The sequence below is a fragment of the Acidovorax sp. YS12 genome (assembly GCA_021496925.1).
In the GTDB taxonomy this organism is placed as follows: domain Bacteria; phylum Pseudomonadota; class Gammaproteobacteria; order Burkholderiales; family Burkholderiaceae_C; genus Paenacidovorax.
Window position 1 is genome coordinate 1,016,981 of record CP053915.1, and the last position, 22,567, is coordinate 1,039,547.

A 22,567-nucleotide genomic window follows, 5' to 3' on the forward strand; every position below is an offset into this window, starting at 1 on the left:
ATCGGCGGAACAGGGACGGTTTTGGCGCCTTCTTCGGCGGCGCGTGCCGCACGGCTCACCCCGTATTGCGCAGCCCCGCGGCAATGCCGTTGATGGAGATGTGGATACCCGTCTGCACGCGCTCATCGGCCTGCCCCGCGCGCCAGCGGCGCACCAGCTCGACCTGCAGGTGGTGCAGCGGGTCGATGTACGGGAAGCGGTGGCGGATGGAGCGCGCCAGCGCCGTGTTGGCCGCCAGGCGCTGCTTCTCGCCGGTGATGCGCGTGAGCGCCTCGGCCGTGCGCTGCCACTCGGCCTCGATGGCGGTGAACACCTTCTTGCGCAAGCGCGCGTCGGCCACCAGCTCGCTGTAGCGCGAGGCCAGCGCCAGGTCGCTCTTGGCCAGCACCATGTCCATGTTCGACAGCAGCGTGCTGAAGAACGGCCAGTGCCGCACCATCTTGCGCAGCAGCGCCAGTTGCGCCTTCGGGTCCTTGCCCGGCGTGGCCAGGAACTGCTCCACCGCCGTGCCGAAGCCATACCAGCCCGGCAGCGTGAGGCGGCACTGGCCCCAGCTGAAGCCCCAGGGAATCGCGCGCAGGTCCTCGATGCGCTGGCTGGCCTTGCGGCTGGCGGGGCGCGAGCCGATGTTCAGCTCGGCGATCTCGCGGATCGGCGTGGCGTTGAAGAAATAGTCGGTGAAGCCCGGCGTTTCATAGACCAGCGCGCGGTAGGCCGCCATGCTGGCCTGCGAGAGCTGGTCCGCCGCCGCCAGGAAGGCGGGCACGGCCGGCTTGGTGGGCTGCAGCAGCGTGGCCTCCAGCGTGGCGGCAACCAGGGTCTCCAGGTTGCGCCGGCCGATCTCGGGGTTCGCGTACTTGGAGGCGATGACCTCGCCCTGCTCCGTCAGCCGGATCTGCCCGCGCACCGTGCCCGGGGGCTGCGCCAGGATGGCCTGGTAGCTCGGGCCGCCGCCGCGCCCCACCGTGCCGCCGCGGCCGTGGAACATGCGCAGGCGGATGCCGTCGAGTTCGTCGAACAGCGCCACCAGCGCGATCTCGGCGCGGTACAGCTCCCAGTTGCTGGTGAAGATGCCGCCGTCCTTGTTGCTGTCGGAATAGCCGAGCATGATGTCCTGCTCGCCGCCCGAGCGCGCCACCAGCGCCGCCACGCCGGGCAGCTGGTAGAAGGCGCGCATGATGGGCGCGGCGTTGCGCAGGTCCTCGATGGTCTCGAACAGCGGCACGACGATCAGCTCGGCGCGCGCCTCGGCGCTGTCGAGCGTGCCGTGCAGCAGGCCCACTTCCTTTTGCAGCAGCAGCACTTCGAGCAGGTCGCTCACGGTTTCGGTGTGGCTGATGATGTAGTGGCGGATGGCCTCGCGCCCAAAGCACGCGCGCAGGCGCCGTGCGGCCTCGAAGATGGCCAGCTCGCCCTGCGCCAGCGCCGAATACTCCGCACCCACCACGCGCAGCGGCCGCGCGTCCTGCAGCAGGCGCAGCAGCAGCGCGCGCTTGGCCTCTTCACCCAGGCTGGCGTAGGCGCTTTCCACGCGTGCCGTGGCCAGCAGCTCGGCCACCACGGCCTCGTGCTGGTCGGAGCTCTGGCGCAAGTCCACCGTCGCCAGGTGGAAGCCGAACACCTCCACGGCGCGGATCAGCGGCTGCAGGCGTTCGGCCACCAGGGCGGCGCCATGGTGCGCCAGCAGGGAGCGCTCGATCACGCGCAGATCGTCCAGGAACGCCTGGACATCGGGGTACGGGTTCTGCGGCGCCACGGCGTGGCGCGCGGCCTCGCCGCCGGTCAGGCTTTTCAGCGTGGCGGCCAGGCGCGCATACATGCCGGTGAGCGCGCGGCGGTAGGGCTCGTCCTGGCGGTGCGCGTTGGTGTCGGGCGAGCGCCCGGCCAGCGCCAGCATCTCGGGCGCCGCGTCCACCAGGCGCGCCGACAGCGACAGCTCGCCGCCCAGCAGGTGCACTTCGGTCAGGTAGTGGCGCAGCGCCACGCTGGCCTGGCGCGACAGGGCCAGTTGCAGCGTGTCGGCGGTGACGTTGGGGTTGCCGTCGCGGTCGCCGCCTATCCACTGGCCCATGCGCAGGAAGCTGTGCACGCGCTCGCCGCCCAGGGCCTGCTCCAGCTCGGCGTAGATCTTGGGGATCTCGCCCAGGAAGGTGGCCTCGTAGTACGACAGCGCGTTCTCGATCTCGTCGGCCACGGTGAGCTTGGAGTAGCGCAGCAGGCGCGTTTGCCACAACTGCGTGACGCGCGCGCGCAGCTGCGCCTCGTTGCGCGCCAGCTCGCGCGGCGAAAGCGCGTCGCGCGCGGCGTTGTAGAGCTGGGCGCGCTCCTGGATGTCGTCGCGCTCGGCCAGCAGCAGCGCGATGTCGCGCTCGGCCGCCAGGATGCTCTGGCGCTGCACCTCGGTCGGGTGCGCCGTGAGCACGGGCGAGACGTAGCTCTGCGCCAGCGTCTGCGCCACCTGGCCCGGCGCGATGCCGGCCCAGCGCAGGCGCGCCAGCGCCACCTCGATGCTGCCCTCCTGCGTGTTGCCCGCGCGCTCGTGCACGGCGCGGCGGCGGATGTGGTGCCGGTCCTCGGCCAGGTTGGCCAGGTGCGAGAAATAGGTGAAGGCGCGGATCACGCTCACCGTCTGGTCGGCGCTCAGGCCCTTGAGCAGCTTCTTCAGCGCCTTGTCGGCCTCCTGGTCGGCATCGCGGCGGAAGGCTACCGAGAGCTGGCGGATCTGCTCGACCAGGCCGTAGGCGTCCACGCCCTCCTGCTCGCGGATCACGTCGCCCAGGATGCGGCCGAGCAGGCGGATGTCCTGGATCAGCGGCAGGTCTTTGTCGGTCTTGCGCGGCGCGGGCTCCTTGGCGGCGGAGGCGCTATCGCTCTTGCGGGGCTGCGCGGTCATGGGGCGGGGTCTCCTGAGACGGTTTATTGCGGCGCAGCATGCTAGCATCCCCGGTGCCCTTGCGGCCCGGATATGAAAAGCCCCATGAACACCCCCGCCACCCCGTCTCCCGCCCCCCTCGTCATCGCCACGCGCGAAAGCCGCCTCGCCCTGTGGCAGGCCGAGCACGTCAAGGCCCTGCTGGCCGCGCGCGGCCATGCCGTCACGCTGCTGGGCATGACCACGCAGGGCGACCAGATCCTCGACCGCTCGCTGTCCAAGGTCGGCGGCAAGGGCCTGTTCGTGAAGGAGCTGGAAGTGGCGCTGGAGGAAGGCCGCGCCCACATCGCCGTGCACTCGCTGAAAGACGTGCCCATGGAGCTGCCCGAAGGCTTCGCCCTGGCCTGCGTGATGGAGCGCGAGGACCCGCGCGACGCCTTCGTCTCGCCGCGCTACGCCAGCCTGTCCGCGCTGCCGCAGGGCGCGGTGGTCGGCACCTCCAGCCTGCGCCGCCAGGTGCTGCTGCAGGCGCTGCGCCCGGATTTGAAGATCGAGCCGCTGCGCGGCAACCTCGACACGCGCCTGCGCAAGCTCGACGAGGGCCAGTACGACGCCATCGTGCTTGCCGCCGCTGGCCTCAAGCGCCTGGGTTTGGGCGAGCGCATCCGCGCCGTCTTCGCGCCGGACGAGATGCTGCCCGCCGCCGGCCAGGGCGCGCTCGGCATCGAGGTGCGCAGCGACCGGCAGGACCTGATCGACGCGCTCGCCCCGCTGGCGCACCAGCCCACCTGGCTCACGGTGGCGGCCGAGCGCGCCGTCAGCCGCGCCATGGGCGGCAGTTGCTCCATGCCGCTGGCCGCACACGGCCAATGGCAGGGCGGCACACTGCACCTGGACGCCGCCTGGGGCGACCCCGAAGGCCGCACCGCCCTGGTGCGTGCCCAGGCCCAGGCCGCCGTCGCCACGCTGGCGCAGGCCGAGGCGCTGGGCGACGCCGTGGCGGCGCAGCTGCGCGCGGGCGGAGCCCAGGGCCTGTAATGCGCCGCGCCCTCGTCACCCGCCCGGCGCAGGACGCCGCGCAGTGGGTGGCCGACCTGCAAGCCCAGGGCATTGCCGCCGAGGCGCTGCCGCTGATCGCCATCACCGCCAGCCCCGCCAACCGGGCGGCGCTGCAGGTGGTGCGCGAACGGTTGCTGCGCTACCGCGCCGTGATGTTCGTCAGCGGCAATGCCGTCGAATACTTTTTCGAGCCAAATCAGGCTCCAGACCTTTCTGGGAAAGCGCTGGCAGCTATTGAAACAAGAGCATGGACACCCGGCCCCGGCACCGCGCGCGCCCTCCTGCAGCGCGGCGTGCCGGCAGATCGCATCGACGGCCCGGCGCCGGACGCCGCGCAGTTCGACTCCGAGGCGCTGTGGGCGCGCGTAGCGCCCCAGGTAGGCCCGGGCGACCGTGTGCTCGTGGTGCGCGGCGCCAGCGCGGGCGAGCCCCCGGGCCCTGGCCAGGGGCGCGGCTGGCTGGCCGCGCAGATCCATGCCGCGGGCGGCCAGGTGGATTTCGTCGTCGCCTACGAGCGCGGCGCGCCCGCCTTCGATGCGCAGCAGCAGGCGCTGGCGCGCCGCGCCGCGCACGACGGCACGCTGTGGCTTTTCAGCAGTTCCGAAGCCATCGCCCACCTGGGCCAGGCGCTGCCCGGGCAGGACTGGGCGGCGGCGTGCGCCCTGGCCACGCACCCGCGCATCGCGCAGGCAGCGCGGGCCGCGGGCTTTGGTTGTGTGAATGAATGCAAACCCGCCCTTGCGGACGTGGCGGCCTTTATAAAATCCTGTCCATGAGCGAACAGCCCACCGCAGCGCACAACGCGCCCGCAGCCGCCCCCGCACAGGGCGGCGGCCACTTCGCGCTGGCCCTGGCCACCATGCTGGCGCTGGCCGGCCTGGCCAGCAGCGCCCTCCTATGGCAGAAGCTGAACCACATCCAGGAACAGCTCGCGCGCCAGAGCGCCGACACCGGCGCCCACGCCACCGAGGCGCGCACCCTGGCGCGGCAGGCCGAGGAACTGGCGCGCGAGACCGCGGCGCGCCTCACGGTGGCCGAAACGCGCGTGAGCGAAGTGGCGCTGCAGCGCAGCCAGCTCGAGGAGCTGATCCAGAGCCTGTCGCGCTCACGCGACGAAAACCTGGTGGTGGACATCGAGTCGGGCCTGCGCCTGGCCCAGCAGCAGGCCCAGCTCACGGGCAGCCTGGAGCCGCTGGTGGCCGCGCTCAAGAGCGCCAACCAGCGCATCGAGCGCGCCGCGCAGCCGCGCCTGGGGCCGGTGCAGCGCGCCATCGGGCACGACCTCGACCGCATCGCGCGCGCCAGCGTGACCGACACCGCCGGCCTGCTCGGCCGCATGGACGACCTGGTGCGCCAAGTGGACGACCTGCCCACGCTCAACGCCGTGGCCCCGTCCTCGGCCATGCGCCGCGCCGCCGCCACGGCAGGCGCGCCCGCCGCCGCGCCTGCCACCGGCCTGCCCTGGTGGCAGGCCCAACTGCACAAGGGCTGGGAGCTGGTGCGCGACGAGGCACGCGGCCTGGTGCGCATCAGCCGCATCGACCAGCCGGAGGCCGTGCTGCTCGCGCCGGACCAGGAATTCTTCCTGCGCGAGAACCTCAAGCTCAAGCTGCTCAACGCCCGCCTGGGCGTGCTCGCGCGCCAGTTCGACTCGGCGCGCACCGACGTCGCGGCCGCCACGGCCGCGCTCAACAAGTACTTCGACCCGGCCTCGCGCCGCACGCAGAACGCCGCCACCATGCTGCAGCAGATGCAGACGCACCTGAAAGCCGCCGAGCTGCCGCGCCTGGACGAAACCTTCGCGGCCCTGACCACGGCCGCGGCGGGGCGCTGACCATGCGCGCCGCTCTCTGGCTTCTCGGGCTGTTCGGCGCCGCCGTCGCGGTGGCGCTGTTCGCGGGCAACAACCAAGGCACCGTGACGCTGTTCTGGCCGCCGTACCGCGTGGACTTCTCGCTCAACATGGTGGTGCTGCTGCTCGTGGGCGGCTTCGTCACGCTGCATGCCGCGTTCGCCGGGCTCAACGCCCTGCTGACCCTGCCGCGCCAGGCCGCGCGCTGGCGCCAGCAGCAAAAGGAGCGCGCCATGCACGCGGCCTTGCTGCATGCGCTGGCGCACATGCTCTCGGGCCGCTTCCTGCGCTCGCGCAAGGCCGCCCAGACCGCGCTCACCCAGGAAAGCGCGCTGGCCGCCAGCGGCGCCAGCCTTGCGCATGCGCGCCAGTTGCGCGCGCTGGCGCACTTCATTGCCGCCGACAGCTCGCACGCCCTGCAAGACCGCGCCACGCGCGAGGAACACCTGCGCCAAGCACTTGAGCAAGCCCCCGCCAACGGCAACCCGCAGGAGCAGAGCATTCGCGAGGGCCTGCAGATGCGCGCCGCGCGCTGGACGCTCGACGACCGCGACAGCGAAGGCGCGCTGGAACGCCTGGCCGCCCTGCCCCAGGGCGCCGCACGCCGCACGCTGGCGCTGCGCATCAAGCTCAAGGCCTCGCGCCTGGCCGGCCACACGCACAGCGCGCTGGACACGGCGCGGCTGCTGGGCAAGCACCACGCCTTCTCCAGCGCCGCCGCGCAGAGCATCGTGCGCGGCCTGGCCGCGGAGCTGATCCAGGGCGCGCACGACCCGGCGCAGCTGCAGCAGGTCTGGATGGGCCTGGAGCCCGCCGAGCGCGCCATGCCGGAGCTGGCCATCGAGGCGGCGCAGCGCCTGGCCGAACTCGGCGGCGACGACACCCAGGTGCGCACCTGGCTGCTGCCGGCCTGGGAGCGCATGGTGGAGCTGCCTGGCGCCCTGCCCGCCGCCCAGGCGCTCAAGCTGGTGCACGCGCTCGAGGCGGGGCTGGCGTCGCTCGACGCCACCTGGCTGGCGCGCATCGAAGCGGCCCAGCAAGGCAACCCGCGCGACCCACGCCTGTCGTACCTGGCCGGCATGGCGTGCCTGAAACGCCAGCTCTGGGGCAAGGCGCAGCAGTTGCTAACGCAGGCCGCCCAGCAGTTGGCCGATGCCAGCCTGCGCGCCAGCGCCTGGCGCCACCTGGCCGAACTGGCCGAGCAGCGCGGCGACGCCGAGGCCGCCGCGCAGGCGTGGAAGCAGGCCGCGCTGCAGCGCCGCTGAACTCCTGATTCAATAGCTGCTCGCGCTTTCCCAGCAAGGGCTGGAGGCCATTTTGGCCTAAAAAACGGACGCGGCTACACCATCTTCCCCGGCACCACCCAGGCGTCGAACTGCTGCGCCGTGACGTGGCCCGAGGCGATGGCCGCCTCGCGCAGGCTCAGGTTCTCGCGGTGCGCGCGCTTGGCGATTTCGGCCGCCTTGTCGTAGCCGATGTGCGGGTTCAGCGCCGTCACCAGCATCAGCGAACGCTCCAGCAGTTCCTCGATGCGCTGCCGGTTGGGCTCGATGCCCATGGCGCAGTGGTCGTTGAAGCTGACCATGCCGTCGGCCAGTAGCCGCACGCTTTGCAGGACGTTGTGGATCACCAGCGGCCGGAACACGTTCAGTTGGAAATGGCCCGAGGCCCCGCCCACGTTGACGGCCACGTCGTTGCCCAGCACCTGCGCGCACAGCATGGTCAGCGCCTCACACTGCGTCGGGTTGACCTTGCCGGGCATGATGGACGAGCCTGGCTCGTTCTCGGGAATGGCAATCTCGCCCAGCCCGCAGCGCGGGCCGCTGGCGAGCCAGCGCACGTCGTTGGCAATCTTCATGAGGCTGGCGGCCAGCCCCTTGAGCGCGCCGTGCGCATGCACCAGCGCGTCGCAGCTGGCCAGCGCCTCGAACTTGTTCGGCGCGCTCACCAGGGGCAGCCCGCTCAGGGCCGCCAGTTCCTCGGCCACGGCCTGGGCGTAGCCCGGCGGCGCGTTCAGCCCCGTGCCCACCGCCGTGCCGCCCAGGGCCAGCTCGCACAGGTGCGGCAGCGCGGCGCGCACATGCTCCTCGGCATGCGCCAGTTGCGCCACCCAGGCGGACACCTCCTGCCCCAGCGTCAGCGGCGTGGCGTCCTGCAAATGCGTACGGCCGATCTTCACGATGCCCGCGAACGCCTCGGCCTTGGCCGCCAGCGTGGTGCGCAGCCCCACCAGCGCGGGCAGCAGGTGGCGCACCAGCCCTTCCACCGCAGCCACGTGCATGGCGGCGGGGAATACGTCGTTGCTCGACTGGCTGAGGTTCACGTCGTCGTTGGGATGGATCACGCGCCCGTGGCCGCGCGGCCCGCCCAGCATTTCGCTGGCGCGGTTGGCCAGCACCTCGTTCATGTTCATGTGGGTCTGCGTGCCCGAACCGGTCTGCCAGACCGCGAGCGGGAACTCCTGCGCGTGGGCGCCCGCCATCACCTCGTCGCAGGCCGCGACGATGGCCGTGGTCTTGGAGGCGCTGAGCAGCCCCAGGGAGTGGTTGACGTAGGCGCAGGCGCGCTTGACCTGGGCCAGCGCCGCGATCAATTCCGGCGCCATGCGCTCGCCGGAGATGGCGAAATGCTGCAACGCGCGCTGGGTCTGCGCCCCCCACAAATGCCGGGCAGGCACGTCGATGGGGCCGAAGCTGTCGCGTTCGGTGCGCGTGGCGGTCGATGCAGTCATGACGGTCATGGCAACTCCTGGGAAGGCAACAGGTGCAGGATAACCTTTTGCCATCCGTGGACTGGGAGGAATCACGCGCCCGACGGCCGCGGCGTTCATCCCGTCTGCGAATCGTCAATCTCCCGCGCGCGCCCAGGCGTAGCCTGGAGGCATTGCGGATGCCGATGCGCAGGCCTCCGGGCTCCGAGGTGGCTTCCAACGCACCCGGTGGCCAGAAACGGCGCAAAGGCGGTACGCTGTGCCGTGGCTATCGCCGGGTTGCAGTAATTCAATCGTGGAAGCATTGCCTCATTCATAGAACAAGGCAATAATTTTCTCAAGTTCATAGCAAAGAACTATTATTTTTGCCACTGAAAGGAGTCCCACCATGACCCAACGCCTCACGACCGCCGCTGGCGCCCCCGTCGCCAACAACCAGGATGCGCTCACCGCCGGCCCGCGCGGCCCGATGCTGCTGCAGGACCTGTGGCACCTGGAGAAGCTCGCGCACTTCCACCGCGAGGTGATCCCCGAGCGCCGCATGCACGCCAAGGGCTCCGGCGCCTACGGCACCTTCACCGTCACGGGCGACATCACGCGCTACACGCGCGCCAAGGTGTTCTCCGAGGTCGGCAAGCAGACGCCGCTGTTCGTGCGCTTTTCCACCGTGGCCGGCGAGCGCGGCGCGGCCGATGCCGAGCGCGACATCCGCGGCTTCGCCGTGAAGATGTACACCGAGGAAGGCAACTGGGACCTGGTGGGCAACAACACGCCGGTGTTCTTCTTCCGCGACCCGCTCAAGTTCCCCGACCTGAACAAGGCCGTCAAGCGCGACCCGTACACCAACCTGCGCAGCCCCGAGAGCAACTGGGACTTCTGGACCGGCCTGCCCGAGGCGCTGCACCAAATCACCATCGTGATGAGCGACCGTGGCATTCCCAAGGGCTACCGCCACATGCACGGTTTCGGCTCGCACACCTACAGCCTCATCAGCCAGTCGGGCGAGCGCCACTACGTCAAGTTCCACTGGGTGAGCCAACAGGGCATCGAGAACCTGAGCGACGCCGAGGCCGCCGCCGTGGTCGCCAATGACCGCGAGAGCAGCCAGCGCGACCTGCTCGAAGCCATCGACCGTGGCGACTTCCCGAAGTGGAAGCTGTGCGTGCAGATCATGACCGAGGCGCAGGCGCAGACCTACCGCTTCCACCCGTTCGACCTGACCAAGGTGTGGAGCAAGAAGGACTTCCCGCTGATCGAGGTAGGCGTGATGGAGCTGAACCGCAACCCCGACAACTACTACGCCGAGGTGGAGCAGGCCTCGTTCGCGCCGAGCAACCTGGTGCCCGGCATCGGCCCCTCGCCCGACCGCATGCTGCAATCGCGCCTGTTCTCGTACTCCGACGCCGCGCGCTACCGCCTGGGCGTGAACCACCACCAGATCCCGGTGAACGCGCCGCGCTGCCCCGTGGCCCACTACCACCGCGACGGCGCGATGCGCGTAGACGGCAACTTCGGCCGCACCATCGCCTACGAACCCAACACCAAGGGCGAATGGCAGGAGCAGCCGCAGTACGCCGAGCCCGTGGAAAAGCTCTACGGCGACGCCAGCCGCTGGAACTACCGCGAGGACGACAGCGACTACTTCACCCAGCCCGGCGACCTGTTCCGCCTGATGACGCCCGAAAAGCGCCAGCTGCTGTGCGAGAACACCGCGCGCGCCATCGCGGGCGTGTCGCAGCACATCGTGGACAAGCACATCGCGCACTGCACGCAGGCCGACCCGGCCTACGGCGCGGGCGTGGCTGACGCCATTACACGCCAGAGGGCCGGCACGCTCTGAGTCCCCTGCTACGACAGCAACGAAAAAAGCGCCTGCCCCTCGCGCGCAGGCGCTTTTTTTCGTCCCCCGGCGGCTATTGCAGGGCGGCCATGGGCAATGCCATGGGCTTGCCGTTGAGGGTCATCTGCCCGCCCTCGATCTTCAGCGCACTGGTCAGGTGCTCGCCTTCCAGGCGCGCATAGCCCGAGGCATGGGCCATGCCCACCATGCCTTCCACGTCATCGGCCGTGGCCTCGGGCTTGCCCGTGGCCTGCAGCAGGGGTGCCAGCCACGCCTTGGGCAGGCGCGCATTGGCATGCAAAAGCGTGCCCTGCAGCAAGGCAGGCATCCAGCCGGTCGCGGCGATCTGCTCCGCGGCCGGCGCGCTGCGCACCTCGGCGCCATAGTCGAGCTCGCCCGTCTGCCCCTGGAACGTGGCCTGCAGCTTCATCGAGTACGCCGGCAGGGCGGCGACCAGGCGCGGCGCGTTCTGCGCGAGCACGTCCGCGCCCTGCCCATCCAGGCCCTCCATGGCCTTGGCCAGGCCGTCCTTGCGGTAGCCGTCCACCAGCGCGCGCTGGATATTGCGCAGCGCCTCGATGTCCAGGCGCTGGAGCTTCTGCACATAGCCCACCGACTCGAAATCCAGCGGACCGATGCGGCCCGCGCCCTTGAACTCGGTGGTCATGCCCAGCGTGGCCTGGTCGGCTTCCACCACGGAGCTGCCCGCCAGGTCCTTCAGGTCGAGCAGCGTCTGGGCCTCGCCCTCCACGGGCGTGCGGCTCAGCCCCATGCGCGCCACGCGCAGGCTGGCCTTGCCGGGCCCCAGCCCCCACAGGCCGTCGATGGCGGTGCTGTCGAAGCTGCTGTCGATGCCCTGGAACGTGAGGCTGGTGCGCGCCACGGGGCCTGCGGCCACTTCGTCGCCATCGTCCTCGTCCGATTCCTCGGCGTCTTCGTCGTCCCGGCTGGACAGCCCCAGGAGGGCCAGTTCAGGCCAGCGCCACGTGCCCTGCACGCGGTTGCCGCTCACGCTGGTGTCCAGCACCATTTCCTGCCAGCGCAGCGTGACCTCGCCATCGCCGATCTCGCCCGAAGGCAGCAGCAGGCGCAGTTCGTGGCTGCCCGTGAAGCGGTGCACGGTGGTCAGCGTGGGCGCCGTGGCCTTGGCCAGGGCCTGGCGGCTGTTGTCATCCAGCCCTTCCAGCGCGAAGCGCGACTGTGCCGACGCGGCCGCCAGGTGGCTGCCGGCCAGCGGGCCGTGGCGCACCGTGGTGTCCACCACCAGGCGCACGGGCTGCAGCGCCGGCGGCGGTGCGTCGCCAGCCACGGGCTGCAGTCCTTCCTCGGTGGGCGCAGACCACTGCAGCACCAGCTTGGCTTGCGACGAGAAAAACCCTTTGTGGTATTCATCGGCGACGACGGTCTGCTCGCCGAGAAACGCACGCAATTCCGCCACGGCTTGCGCATAGCTGGCCTGCGCCTTCTGCCCGGCATACCAGGTCGCTCCGCCGTAGGCGGCAATGGCCAGTGCCACGCCAGAGGCCACGGCGATTTTCTTGTTACCCATTCCTGAATCTCCCATGGTGAATCAATCCCGAATCCTGCTCCCTCTCGGGAGGCGCGAGAGCTTATCAGCCGGCGATTGCGCCCTGGGGAATGAAGCGACGGACAAAATACCGTTCATCGACGCGAAAACATAAAGCGCCCATCCCGGGCAACCCAGAATGGGCGCGGTTTCCGCGAGGATTTTTCAGCCGCCGAGCGGAATTCCAGGACAGGTTCCCGCACCGCGTGTTTTTCAAATGCTTACATGCACGGGGGCAATGCAGGATTCCGACCGGACGGTGGCCCAAAACAAAAACGGCGCCATTTGCAACCTGGATGGCAAGCGGTGCGGCCAGGCCCTGCCTACGATGGGGCCACCCCCGCCATTCCACAGGAGACACCATGAAGCAGCGCTACCCCTTCCCTGACCTGAACGCCCTGCCGGAAGACATCCGCGCGCGCATCCTCGCCGTGCAGGAAAAGGCCGGCTTCATCCCCAACGTGTTCCTGGCCTTCGCGCGGCGCCCGGCCGAATGGCGCGCCTTCTTCGCCTACCACGACGCGCTGATGCTCAAGGAGGAAGGCAGCCTGACCAAGGGCGAGCGCGAGATGATCGTCACCGCCACCAGCGCGGCCAACCAGTGCCTGTACTGCGTGGTGGCGCATGGTGCCATCCTGCGCATCTACGAGAAGAAGCCCTTCATCGCCGACCAGGTGGCCGTGAACCACCGCAAGGCCGACATCAGCCCGCGCGAGCGCGCCATGCTCGACTTCGCCATGAAGGTCTGCCAGCGCAGCCACGCGATCGAGGACGCCGACTTCGAGGCGCTAGCATCCCCATGGCTTCGACGACGAGGACATCTGGGACATCGCGGCCATCACGGCGTTCTTCGGCCTGAGCAACCGCATGGCAAGCTTCGCCGGCATGCAGCCGAACCCGGAGTTCTACCTGATGGGCCGCGTGCCGCGGCAAAAATGAACTACTGATTTGATAGCTGCCAGCGCTTGCTCCACAAGCGCTGGAGCCGTATTTCGTTCAAATATCAATCCACTGCCACCAGAGCCCGCATCCAGTCGGGCAGCGTCTTGGCCTTTTGCTGCGGGAAATCGACCCAGATCATGGTCGCGCCCCCGGCGGCGCAGATCTCGCCGGGCCGGTCCACCCGCTCCATGGTGCCCCAGGTGTCGAACGTGGCGCGGCCGGGATCGCTCACGTAGAGCTTGAGCAGCACCTCGGCGGGAAACTCCAACTGGCGGTAGAAATTGCAGAACGCATTCACGATCACCAGCCCCTCCCCGCGCGGATCGGGGTGGCAGCCAATGGCCTCCATCCACGCGATGCGCGCATTTTCCAGGTAGCGGAAATACACCGTGTTGTTCACATGGCCCATGGCGTCCATTTCGCCCCAGCGCACGGCAAAACGCATTTCATGCACGAGCTTCTTGCGCTCGGGAATCTCGATCCTCATTCCAAATAACCCCGTTTGTCCCTGTTGAATGCCGCATTCATACGGCAAAGCCGTCGTCCGCAGCGATCACCGCGCCATTGATGAAATGGCTCTGGTCGCTCGCCAGCATGACAATGAGCGCATCCAGATCCTGCGGCTGCCCCACGCGCTTGCGCGGCAGCATCGAAACGAGTTTCTGCCCCTGCTCGGTCTGCCAGTGGTGGTGGTTGATCTCGGTGTCGATATAGCCCGGGCACAGCGCGTTCACGTTGATGCCGTGGCGCCCCCACTCCAGCGCCATGGCGCGCGTCATGTGCACCACGGCGGCCTTGCTCATGCAGTAGGCGCCGATCTGCGGCAGCACCTTCAGCCCGGCCATCGAGGCCACGTTGATGATGCGCCCGCCCGTGAAGCTGCCCGGCGCCGCGCCGCGCGAACGCGCGATCATGCGCCGCGCCACTTCCTGGGCCACGAAGAAGGCGCCCTTGGTGTTGGTGTCGAAGATGAAGTCGTAGTCCTCCTCGCGCACGTCCAGCAGGCGCTGCGTGGTCGATACGCCGGAGTTGTTCACCAGGATGTCGATCGAGCCCATCTCGGTCTCGGCATGGGCCACGGCGGCCTGGATGGAGCCGATGTCGGTCACGTCGAGCTCGACCACGTGGGCGTCGCCGCCCTCGCCTTCGATGCGCGCGCGCAGGTCCTTGAGCCGCTCCATGCGGCGGCTGGCCAGCACCACGGCGGCCCCGGCGCGCGCCAGAGTGCAGGCGAACTGCGCGCCCAGCCCGCCGGACGCGCCGGTGACCAGCGCGATGCGGCCGGAAAGATCAAGGCAGTAGGCCATTTAGGGGCTCCTCACGATAAAATAGAACGATCGTTCGATTGTTTTTTCATCACATGAAAATACAATCGGTCGCGCGCAGGACTGCTGCAGCAGACCCTGCTCCCGGAAAATCATCCAATTATTAATCGCCCGACGAGACGTTCATGACCAACGAAGAAATCCTCAGCACCTACGGCCCGCGCGAGTCCATGGAATACGACGTGGTGGTCGTGGGCGGCGGCCCCGCAGGCCTGGCCACGGCCATCCGCATCAAGCAACTGGCGGCCGAGAAAGGCCAGGAGGTCTCGGTCGTGGTGCTGGAGAAAGGCTCCGAGCCCGGCGCCCACATCCTCTCGGGCGCCATCATGGACCCGCAGGCGCTGACCGAGCTGTTCCCCGACTGGAAGGCGCGTGGCGCGCCGCTGCACCAGCCGGTGACGGACGATGCCTATGTCTTCCTGGGCGAGACGTCTTCGTTTCGCGTGCCCAACCTGTTCCTGCCGCCTTTCGCGCACAACCATGGCAATTTCATCGTGCGCCTGGGCGATGTGACCAAGTGGCTGGCCGAGCAGGCCGAGGGCCTGGGTGTGGAGATTTTCCCGGGCTTCGCCGCCGCCGAGGTGCTCTACACCGAGGGCGGCGCCGTCAGGGGCGTGGCCACGGGCAACCTGGGCCTGGGCAAGGACGGCGAGCCGACCGGGAATTTCCAGCTCGGCATGGAGCTTCTGGCGAAGTACACCATCTTCGCCGAGGGCGCGCGCGGCCACCTGGGCAAGCAGGTCATCGCCAAATACCACCTGGACGAAGGCCGCGATCCGCAGAGTTTCGGCCTGGGCATCAAGGAGCTGTGGGAGATCGACCCGGCGCGCCACCAGCCGGGCTTCGTCATGCACACCGCCGGCTGGCCCATGGACAGCAAGACCTATGGCGGTGCTTTCCTGTACCACCTGGAGGGCAACAAGGTGGCGCTGGGCTTCGTCACGGGGCTGGGCTACACCAATCCGTACCTGAGCCCGTTCGAGGAGTTCCAGCGCTGGAAGACGCATCCCAACATCCGCTGGTACTTCGAGAACGAGAAGGGCGAGGTGACGGCCAAGCGCCTGTCCTATGGCGCGCGCGCGATCAATGCCAGCGGCATCAATTCGCTGCCCAGGACGGTGTTCCCGGGCGGCGCGCTGGTGGGCTGCGATGCGGGGTTCCTGAACGTCAGCCGCATCAAGGGCAGCCATGCCGCGATCAAGACCGGCGCCCTGGCGGGCGAGGCGGCGTACCACGCGGTCACCGCGGGGCGCCAGCACGACGAGCTGGCGGACTACCCCAAGGCGTTCGAGTCCAGCTGGCTGCACACCGAGCTGAACAAGGACCGCAATTTCAAGAACTGGTTCAAGCACGGCCTGGCGGTGGGCACGCTGATGAACGGCTTCGAGCAGTTCGTGCTGCGCGGGCACATTCCCTGGACGCTGCACCGCGACAAGCCCGACCATGCGTACCTGAAACCGGCCAGCGAATGCCAGCCCATCGACTACCCCAAGCCCGATGGCAAGCTGACCTTCGACCGCCTCTCCAGCGTGTTCATCAGCAACACCAACCACGAGGAGAACCAGCCGGCGCACCTGACGCTCAAGGACGACGCCGTGCCGGTGCGCATCAACCTGGCGCAGTACGCCGGGCCCGAGGCGCGCTACTGCCCGGCCGGGGTGTACGAGTTCGTGAAGAACGACGACCACACCGAGCGGCTGCAGATCAATGCGCAGAACTGCGTGCACTGCAAGACGTGCGATATCAAGGACCCGACGCAGAACATCGTGTGGGTCACGCCCGAGGGCGGGGGCGGGCCTAATTACGCGGGCATGTAAGCCCGCAGCGCGCTACTGATTCAATAGCTGCTGGCGCTGGCTCACCAAGGGCCAGCGCCTTTTTTCATGCCCAATCGCATTCGCAGGTGAAGTGGCGCAGGAATTTGGGCTGCCTGGTGATCTTCACGCCGCGGATGCTGGCGGCTTTTTCCTTGACCTCGGCGATCACTTCCGCCGCGTAGTCGAAGTGGCTCTGCGTGTACATGCGGCGCGGGAACGCCAGGCGCACCAGCTCCATGCTGTGGTAGGTTTCGGTGCCATCCTGAAGGCGCTTGCCGAACATCACCGAACCGATCTCCACGCCGCGGATGCCGCCTTCGAGGTACAGCGCATTGCACAGCGCCCAGGCGGGGTAGTGCGCCACCGGCATGTCCGGCAGCACGGTCTTGGCGTCGATGTAGACGGCGTGGCCGCCCGTGGGCTTGACGAAGCCCACGCCGGCGGCCTCCAGGCGCTCGCCCAGGTATTCGGCGGTGCGCAGGCGGTAGCGCAGGTAGTCTTCCTCCATGCCCTCCTCCAGGCCCACGGCCAGGGCCTCCAGGTCGCGCCCGGCCATGCCGCCGTAGGTGGGAAAGCCCTCCATCATGATCAGGCCGTTGCGCACGGCGTCCAGCCATTCCCCGCTGCGCAGCACGATGAAGCCGCCGATGTTGACCATGCCGTCCTTCTTGGCGCTCATGGTGGCGCCGTCGCCGTAGGAGAACATTTCCTTGACGATGTCGCGGATGGGGGTGTTCTCGTAGCCCGGCTCGCGCATCTTGATGAACATGGCGTTCTCGGAGAAGCGGCACACGTCCATGACGAAGGGCTTGCCGTATTGCTTGAGCAAGGCGGCGTAGGCGCGGATGTTGGCCATGGACACGGGCTGGCCGCCGCCGGTGTTGTTGGTGACGGTGATCATGCCGAAGGGGATGCGGTGGCCCTCCTTTTGCAGCACGGCCTCGACGCGCGCCAGGTCGATGTTGCCCTTGAACGGGTAGTCCAGCGCGGGCTGCAGGCCCTCGGGAATCACCAGGTCCACGGCCTCCACGCCCATGTATTCGAGGTTGCCGCGCGTGGTGTCGAAGTGGCAGTTGTTGGGCACCAGGTCGCCGGCCTTGCACACGGCGGTAAACAGCACCTTCTCGGCCGCGCGGCCCTGGTGCGTGGGCACGAAGTGCTGCATGCCGGTGATGTCCTGGATGACTTTCTCCAGGCGGTAGAAGCTGCGCGCGCCGGCATAGCTCTCGTCCCCTTCCATGATGGCGCCCCACTGGCGGCTGGACATGGCGCCGGTGCCGGAGTCGGTGAGCCAGTCGATCAGCACGTCCTCGGCGCGCAGCTTGAAGACGTTGAGCCTGGCTTCTTCCAGCAGCCGCACGCGCTCGGCGCGGGTGGTCATGCGGATGGGTTCCACGCTCTTGATGCGGAACGGTTCGATCAGGGTCTTGGGCATGCTGGCTCCGGGTGGGTCGGGATGAGGGGCGCAAAGTTAGCACCGCCCTTTGCCCCGTGGTGTCGGTCTTTTCCAACACCTGGACCTCTTCGCGGGCGCAAAAACGATAGCTGGCGGCGCGCATGGCGCCTGCTTTGCAGCCCCCTGGGGCGCCAAGCCACCAAACACCCCGGCCACGGCGTAAACTTGGCCCCCGGCGCCGCGCCTCCTCCCAGCGGCATGCCACCCTATCAACACGCAACGAGAAGGACGGATGGAGATGCAAATGAAGAAATTGCCGTGGATGACCATGGGTGCCCTGGCTTTGGCCGTGGCCGCAGTCGCACCCGCAAGCGCACAGGAAAAGTCCGTGGCAGTGACGGCCATCGTGGAACACCCTGCCCTCGACTCGGTGCGTGACGGCGTGCAGGCCGCCCTCAAGGAAGCAGGCTTCGAATCGGGCAAGAACCTGAAGTGGCAGTACCAGAGCGCCCAGGGCAACACCGGCACGGCCGCGCAGATCGCGCGCAAGTTCGTCGGCGACAAGCCCGACGCCATCGTCGCCATCGCCACGCCCTCGGCCCAGGCCGTGGTGGCCGCCACCAAGAGCGTGCCCGTGGTGTTCTCCGCCGTGACCGACCCCGTGGCCGCCAAGCTCGTGGCCAGCTGGGAGCCGAGCAAGAACAACGTGACCGGCGTGTCCGACATGCTGGCGCTGGACAAGCAGATGGACCTGGTCAAGCAGGTGGTGCCCAATGCCAAGCGCGTGGGCATGGTCTACAACCCCGGCGAGGCCAACTCGGTGGTCGTGGTCAAGGAACTCGAAAAGCTCCTGCCCAAGCTGGGCATGACCCTGGTGGAAGCCGCCGCCCCGCGCTCCGTGGACGTGAGCAGCGCCGCGCGCAGCCTGATCGGCAAGGTCGACGTGATCTACACCAACACCGACAACAACGTGGTCTCGGCCTACGAGTCGCTGGTCAAGGTGGGCCAGGACGCCAAGATCCCGCTGGTGGCCTCGGACACCGACAGCGTCAAGCGCGGCGCCATCGCCGCCCTGGGCATCAACTACCGCGACCTGGGCGAGCAGACCGGCCGCATGGTGGCGCGCATCCTCAAGGGCGAGAAGCCCGGCGACATCAAGCCCGAGCTCAGCACCAAGATGGAGCTGTTCGTGAACCCGGGCGCCGCCGAGAAGCAGGGCGTCAAGCTGTCGGACGCGCTGGTCAAGTCGGCCGCGCAGGTCATTCAGTAAGTTTTCAGTAACAATACGGCCCTTCGGCCATCGCGTGCAGGAGCCCTTTGGGGCTCCTGCTTCGTTTTTGTTCCCCCCTGACCCACGCCCCGCCCCATGTCCCTTTTCTCCCTGCTTGGCGCCGTCGAGATCGGCCTGATCTTCAGCCTGGTGGCGCTGGGCGTCTACATCTCGTTCCGCCTGCTGCGCTTTCCCGACCTGACGGTAGACGGCAGCTTCCCGCTCGGCGGCGCCGTCTGCGCCATCCTGATCTCGACCGGCACCAACCCCTGGCTGGCGACGCTGGCGGCCACCGCCGCCGGGGCCGTGGCGGGCCTGGTCACGGGCTGGCTCAACGTCAAGCTCAAGATCATGGACCTGCTGGCTTCCATCCTCATGATGATTGCGCTGTACTCCATCAACCTGCGCGTCATGGGCGGGCCGAACGTGCCGCTGATCAATGACCCCACGCTGTTCACCCTGCTGCAGCCGCCGGGGCTGGACGACTACTGGGCGCGCCCGCTGATCCTGCTGGTGGTGGTCATCGCCGCCAAGCTGCTGCTCGACTGGTTCTTCGCCACCGAGCGCGGCCTGGCCATCCGCTCCACCGGCTCGAACGCGCGCATGGCGCGTGCCCAGGGCATCAACACCGGCGCCATGGTTCTGCTGGGCATGGCGGTCTCCAACGCCCTTGTCGGCCTGGCCGGCGCGCTGTTCGCGCAGACGCAGGGCGGCTCCGACATCTCCATGGGCATCGGCACCATCGTCATCGGCCTGGCCGCCGTGATCGTGGGCGAGAGCATCCTGCCCTCGCGCCGCATCGTCTACGCCACGCTGGCCGTGATCGTCGGCGCCATCGTCTACCGCTTCTTCATCGCCGCCGCGCTCAACAGCGACTTCATCGGCCTCAAGGCGCAGGACCTGAACCTGGTCACGGCCCTGCTGGTGACCGTGGCGCTGGTGATTCCGCAGCTCAAGCGCAAGCTCGCCAGCCGCAAGGCCTGATGCGTCCCGGAGAACACCCCATGCTGAGCGCACAAGACCTCTTCATCACCTTCAACCCCGGCACGCCCATCGAAACGCGCGCGCTGCGCGGCATGTCGCTGGAAATCCCGGCGGGCCAATTCGTCACCGTCATTGGCTCCAACGGCGCGGGCAAGTCCACCTTCCTCAACGCCATCTCGGGCGACCTGGGCGTGGACACCGGGCGCATCGCCATCGATGGCCTGGACGTGACGCGCCGCCCCGTGTGGGAGCGCGCCGAGCGCGTGGCGCGCGTGTTCCAGGACCCGATGGCCGGCACCTGCGAGGACCTGACCATCGAGGAGAACATGGCCCTGGCCCAGCAGCGCGGCACGCGCCGCGGCCTGCGCAGCGCCGTCAAGCAGGCCGAGCGCGCCATGTTCCGCGAACGCCTGGCCACGCTCGGCCTGGGGCTGGAAAACCGCCTCACCGACCGCATCGGCCTGCTCTCGGGCGGCCAGCGCCAGGCCGTGAGCCTGCTCATGGCGGCGCTGCAGCCCTCGCGCATCCTGCTGCTGGACGAACACACCGCCGCGCTCGACCCGCGCACCGCCGATTTCGTGCTGCAGCTCACCGCGCGCATCGTGGCCGAGAACCAGCTCACCACCATGATGGTCACGCACAGCATGCGCCAGGCGCTCGACGTGGGCCAGCGCACCGTGATGCTGCACCAGGGCCAGGTGGTGCTCGACGTGTCGGGCGAGGAACGCCAGCGCATGGACGTGCCCGACCTGCTGCAGATGTTCGAGAAAGTGCGCGGCGAAAAGCTCGCCGACGACGCGCTGCTGCTCGGCTGAGGCCGCCCCATCCACCCCGCCCGGGCCGTTGCACAACGGCCCTTTTCACAACCCTACCCCCAACCCCGGCGCAGCGGCCTCCCCCACCCCCGGCAGCACCCGCCGCGCCCTACCGCACCCCCACACCCCATGAGTGCCAGCACCTCCACCAGCGGCGAACTGCGCCGCGCCCTCAAGGCACGCCACCTGTCGATGATCGCCATCGGCGGCTCCATCGGCACCGGCCTCTTCGTGGCCTCGGGCGCCACCATCTCCCAGGCCGGGCCCGGCGGCGCCGTGCTGGCCTACATGGTCGTGGGCCTGATGGTGTACTTCCTCATGACCAGCCTGGGCGAAATGGCGGCCTACCTGCCCGTCTCGGGCTCGTTCTCCACCTATGGCGCGCGCTACGTGGACGAAGGCTTCGGCTTCGCCCTGGGCTGGAACTACTGGTACAACTGGGCCGTGACCATCGCGGTGGACCTGGTGGCGGCGCAGCTCGTCATGGCCTACTGGTTCCCGGGGGGCAACGGCGTGCTGTGGAGCGCCGTGTTCCTGGCCATCATGTTCGCGCTCAACGCCATCTCGGTGAAGGGCTTCGGCGAGGCCGAGTACTGGTTCGCCGCCATCAAGGTGGTGACGGTGATCGTCTTCATCGGCCTGGGCCTGCTGATGGTGCTGGGCATCCTGCGCGGCGGCGCGCCCGAAGGCCTGTGGGGCAACCTGGCGCTGTGGACGCAGGGCGACGCGCCGTTCGCCGGGGGCTTCTCGGCGCTGATCGGCGTGGCCATGATCGTCGGCTTCTCGTTCCAGGGCACGGAGCTGATCGGCATCGCCGCCGGCGAGTCGCAGGACCCGGCCAAGAACATTCCGCGCGCCGTGCGCCAGGTGTTCTGGCGCATCCTGCTGTTCTACGTGTTCGCCATCCTGGTCATCAGCCTGCTCATTCCGTACACCGACCCGCAGTTGCTGAAGAACGACGTGGGCGACATCAGCGTCAGCCCGTTCACGCTGGTGTTCGAGCGCGCCGGCCTGCTCTCGGCCGCCGCGGTGATGAACGCGGTGGTGCTGACCTCGGTGCTCTCGGCGGGCAACTCGGGCATGTACGCGTCCACGCGCATGCTCTACACCCTGGCGCGCCAGCGCATGGCGCCGCGCATCTTCGCGCGCGTCAGCGCCAACGGCGTGCCGGTGATGGCGCTGCTGGCCACCACCGCCGTGGCCGGGCTGTGCTTCCTGACCAACATCTTCAGCCCGCAAGCGGTCTACATCTGGCTGCTGAACCTCTCGGGCATGACCGGCTTCATCGCCTGGCTCGGCATCGCCATCAGCCACTACCGCTTCCGCAAGGCCTACGAGCTGCAGGGGCTGGACCTGAACGCCCTGCCCTACCGCACCACCTCGTTCCCCTTCGGCCCGATCTTCGCCTTCGTGCTGTGCCTGGTCATCACGCTGGGCCAGAACTACCAGGCCTTCATGCAGGAGCGCATCGACTGGGCCGGCGTGGTGGCCACCTACATCGGCCTGCCGCTGTTCTTCGTCATCTGGTTCGGCTACCGCTGGGCCAAGGGCTCGCGCATCGTGCCCTATGCCGAGATGCGCGTGCACCCTGAGCCGCACTGAGTTTCAGGCATAAAAATGGCCTTCAGCCCTTGCTAGGCAAGCGCTGGACGCTATGGTTTTTGATCTTCCCGTCAGAAGTTTTGGCGTGATGAGCGGGCATGGCGGATTCGTTCACACGTTCTCAGTGCGCGCAACGCGCCGGCGGCTGCTGCGCGCGTTCGGCCAATGCGCGCAGCAGGCGGGCGCGGTGCTGGCGCTCCACCCGCTGGCGCTGCTCGCCGGTGAGCGCGGCCTCCAGCGCCCACAGCAGCGGCAGGCCGACGTGGACGTTGGCGCTGCGCGTGCGCGCATAGGCCTCCACCGCGCCCAGCACGCGCACCTGGTGCAGCGAGTGGATGCCCGCGCGCGCCAGCATGTGCCGCGCGAGGTGGTCCAGCCCCGGCAGGCCGGCCTCGGTGACGGCCCCGCCGCAGAAAGGGCCCGGGGCGGCGCCGTGCCGCAACGGTGGTGTGGAAGTCATGGGCAACTCGGCTCGAAGAGGAAAACCGGCCGATTGTTCGCAATCGCCGCCGCGCG

Annotated in this window: 17 protein-coding genes and 1 pseudogene; 11 read left to right on the forward strand and 7 right to left on the reverse strand. The window is 68.7% G+C overall.

From position 1 onward, the window contains the following. Positions 1-55 precede the first annotated feature (55 nt). Complete coding sequence (ppc, locus tag YS110_04660) at positions 56-2,893, reverse strand: phosphoenolpyruvate carboxylase (GenBank protein UJB64105.1); 2,838 nt, start codon at positions 2,891-2,893, stop codon at positions 56-58. Positions 2,894-2,977: 84 nt separating this feature from the next. Here ppc and hemC point away from each other — a divergent pair, with 84 nt between their 5' ends. The 4 genes from hemC to YS110_04680 are packed head-to-tail and all read left to right on the forward strand — an operon-like array spanning position 2,978 to position 7,048. Then, positions 2,978-3,910 carry a hydroxymethylbilane synthase gene (gene hemC, locus YS110_04665; protein ID UJB64106.1) on the forward strand — a complete coding sequence of 311 codons (933 nt, stop codon included), beginning with the start codon at positions 2,978-2,980 and terminating at the stop codon, positions 3,908-3,910. Beyond that, a complete protein-coding gene (locus YS110_04670) occupies positions 3,910-4,707 on the forward strand; it encodes a uroporphyrinogen-III synthase (protein UJB64107.1) in 798 nt (265 codons plus the stop codon). Before hemC ends, YS110_04670 begins: the two co-directional genes overlap by 1 nt. Then, positions 4,704-5,765, forward strand: coding sequence for a uroporphyrinogen-III C-methyltransferase (locus tag YS110_04675; GenBank protein UJB64108.1), 1,062 nt, complete (start codon positions 4,704-4,706; stop codon positions 5,763-5,765). Before YS110_04670 ends, YS110_04675 begins: the two co-directional genes overlap by 4 nt. Before the next feature lie 2 nt (positions 5,766-5,767). Beyond that, positions 5,768-7,048: a heme biosynthesis protein HemY gene (locus tag YS110_04680; protein UJB64109.1), complete on the forward strand. Its 1,281-nt coding sequence runs from the start codon at positions 5,768-5,770 to the stop codon at positions 7,046-7,048. A 74-nt stretch (positions 7,049-7,122) separates the two neighbouring features. Here the strand turns inward: YS110_04680 and fumC are convergent, their stop codons facing one another. Then, complete coding sequence (gene fumC / locus YS110_04685; GenBank protein ID UJB67348.1) at positions 7,123-8,514, reverse strand: class II fumarate hydratase; 1,392 nt, start codon at positions 8,512-8,514, stop codon at positions 7,123-7,125. 367 nt (positions 8,515-8,881) lie between these two features. Here fumC and YS110_04690 point away from each other — a divergent pair, with 367 nt between their 5' ends. Then, the gene (locus YS110_04690) at positions 8,882-10,333 is read left to right on the forward strand and encodes a catalase (GenBank protein ID UJB64110.1); all 1,452 of its coding nucleotides are present in this window, start codon (positions 8,882-8,884) and stop codon (positions 10,331-10,333) included. Positions 10,334-10,406: 73 nt separating this feature from the next. Here the strand turns inward: YS110_04690 and YS110_04695 are convergent, their stop codons facing one another. Further along, entirely contained in the window at positions 10,407-11,882 is a 1,476-nt protein-coding gene (locus tag YS110_04695; protein ID UJB64111.1) for a YdgA family protein, read from the reverse strand. Between the two features lie 380 nt (positions 11,883-12,262). Between YS110_04695 and YS110_04700 the strand changes: the two are divergent. Next, positions 12,263-12,839: pseudogene (locus tag YS110_04700) on the forward strand (peroxidase-related enzyme). A gap of 64 nt (positions 12,840-12,903) precedes the next feature. Here YS110_04700 and YS110_04705 read toward each other — a convergent pair. Then, the gene (locus YS110_04705; GenBank protein UJB64112.1) at positions 12,904-13,329 is read right to left on the reverse strand and encodes an acyl-CoA thioesterase; all 426 of its coding nucleotides are present in this window, start codon (positions 13,327-13,329) and stop codon (positions 12,904-12,906) included. Between the two features lie 37 nt (positions 13,330-13,366). After that, positions 13,367-14,149 carry an SDR family oxidoreductase gene (locus YS110_04710; protein UJB64113.1) on the reverse strand — a complete coding sequence of 261 codons (783 nt, stop codon included), beginning with the start codon at positions 14,147-14,149 and terminating at the stop codon, positions 13,367-13,369. Positions 14,150-14,292: 143 nt separating this feature from the next. On the opposite strand from YS110_04710, the gene YS110_04715 reads away from it, so the two are divergent. Continuing rightward, positions 14,293-15,984 carry an electron transfer flavoprotein-ubiquinone oxidoreductase gene (locus YS110_04715; GenBank protein ID UJB64114.1) on the forward strand — a complete coding sequence of 564 codons (1,692 nt, stop codon included), beginning with the start codon at positions 14,293-14,295 and terminating at the stop codon, positions 15,982-15,984. 64 nt (positions 15,985-16,048) lie between these two features. Here YS110_04715 and YS110_04720 read toward each other — a convergent pair whose 3' ends face one another. Then, complete coding sequence (locus tag YS110_04720; GenBank protein UJB64115.1) at positions 16,049-17,419, reverse strand: tryptophanase; 1,371 nt, start codon at positions 17,417-17,419, stop codon at positions 16,049-16,051. 265 nt (positions 17,420-17,684) lie between these two features. Here YS110_04720 and YS110_04725 point away from each other — a divergent pair, with 265 nt between their 5' ends. From YS110_04725 to YS110_04740, 4 genes are all read left to right on the forward strand, one after another. Next, the gene (locus YS110_04725; GenBank protein UJB64116.1) at positions 17,685-18,650 is read left to right on the forward strand and encodes an ABC transporter substrate-binding protein; all 966 of its coding nucleotides are present in this window, start codon (positions 17,685-17,687) and stop codon (positions 18,648-18,650) included. 96 nt (positions 18,651-18,746) lie between these two features. Beyond that, the gene (locus YS110_04730) at positions 18,747-19,634 is read left to right on the forward strand and encodes an ABC transporter permease (GenBank protein ID UJB64117.1); all 888 of its coding nucleotides are present in this window, start codon (positions 18,747-18,749) and stop codon (positions 19,632-19,634) included. A 20-nt stretch (positions 19,635-19,654) separates the two neighbouring features. Next, on the forward strand, positions 19,655-20,449 hold the full coding sequence (locus YS110_04735) for an ABC transporter ATP-binding protein (protein UJB64118.1): 795 nt from the start codon (positions 19,655-19,657) through the stop codon (positions 20,447-20,449). 129 nt (positions 20,450-20,578) lie between these two features. Then, positions 20,579-22,051, forward strand: a complete 1,473-nt coding sequence (locus YS110_04740; GenBank protein UJB64119.1) for an amino acid permease — start codon at positions 20,579-20,581, stop codon at positions 22,049-22,051. A 121-nt stretch (positions 22,052-22,172) separates the two neighbouring features. Here the strand turns inward: YS110_04740 and YS110_04745 are convergent, their stop codons facing one another. Then, entirely contained in the window at positions 22,173-22,511 is a 339-nt protein-coding gene (locus YS110_04745) for a TfoX/Sxy family DNA transformation protein (GenBank protein UJB64120.1), read from the reverse strand. Between the last annotated feature and the right edge of the window lie 56 nt (positions 22,512-22,567).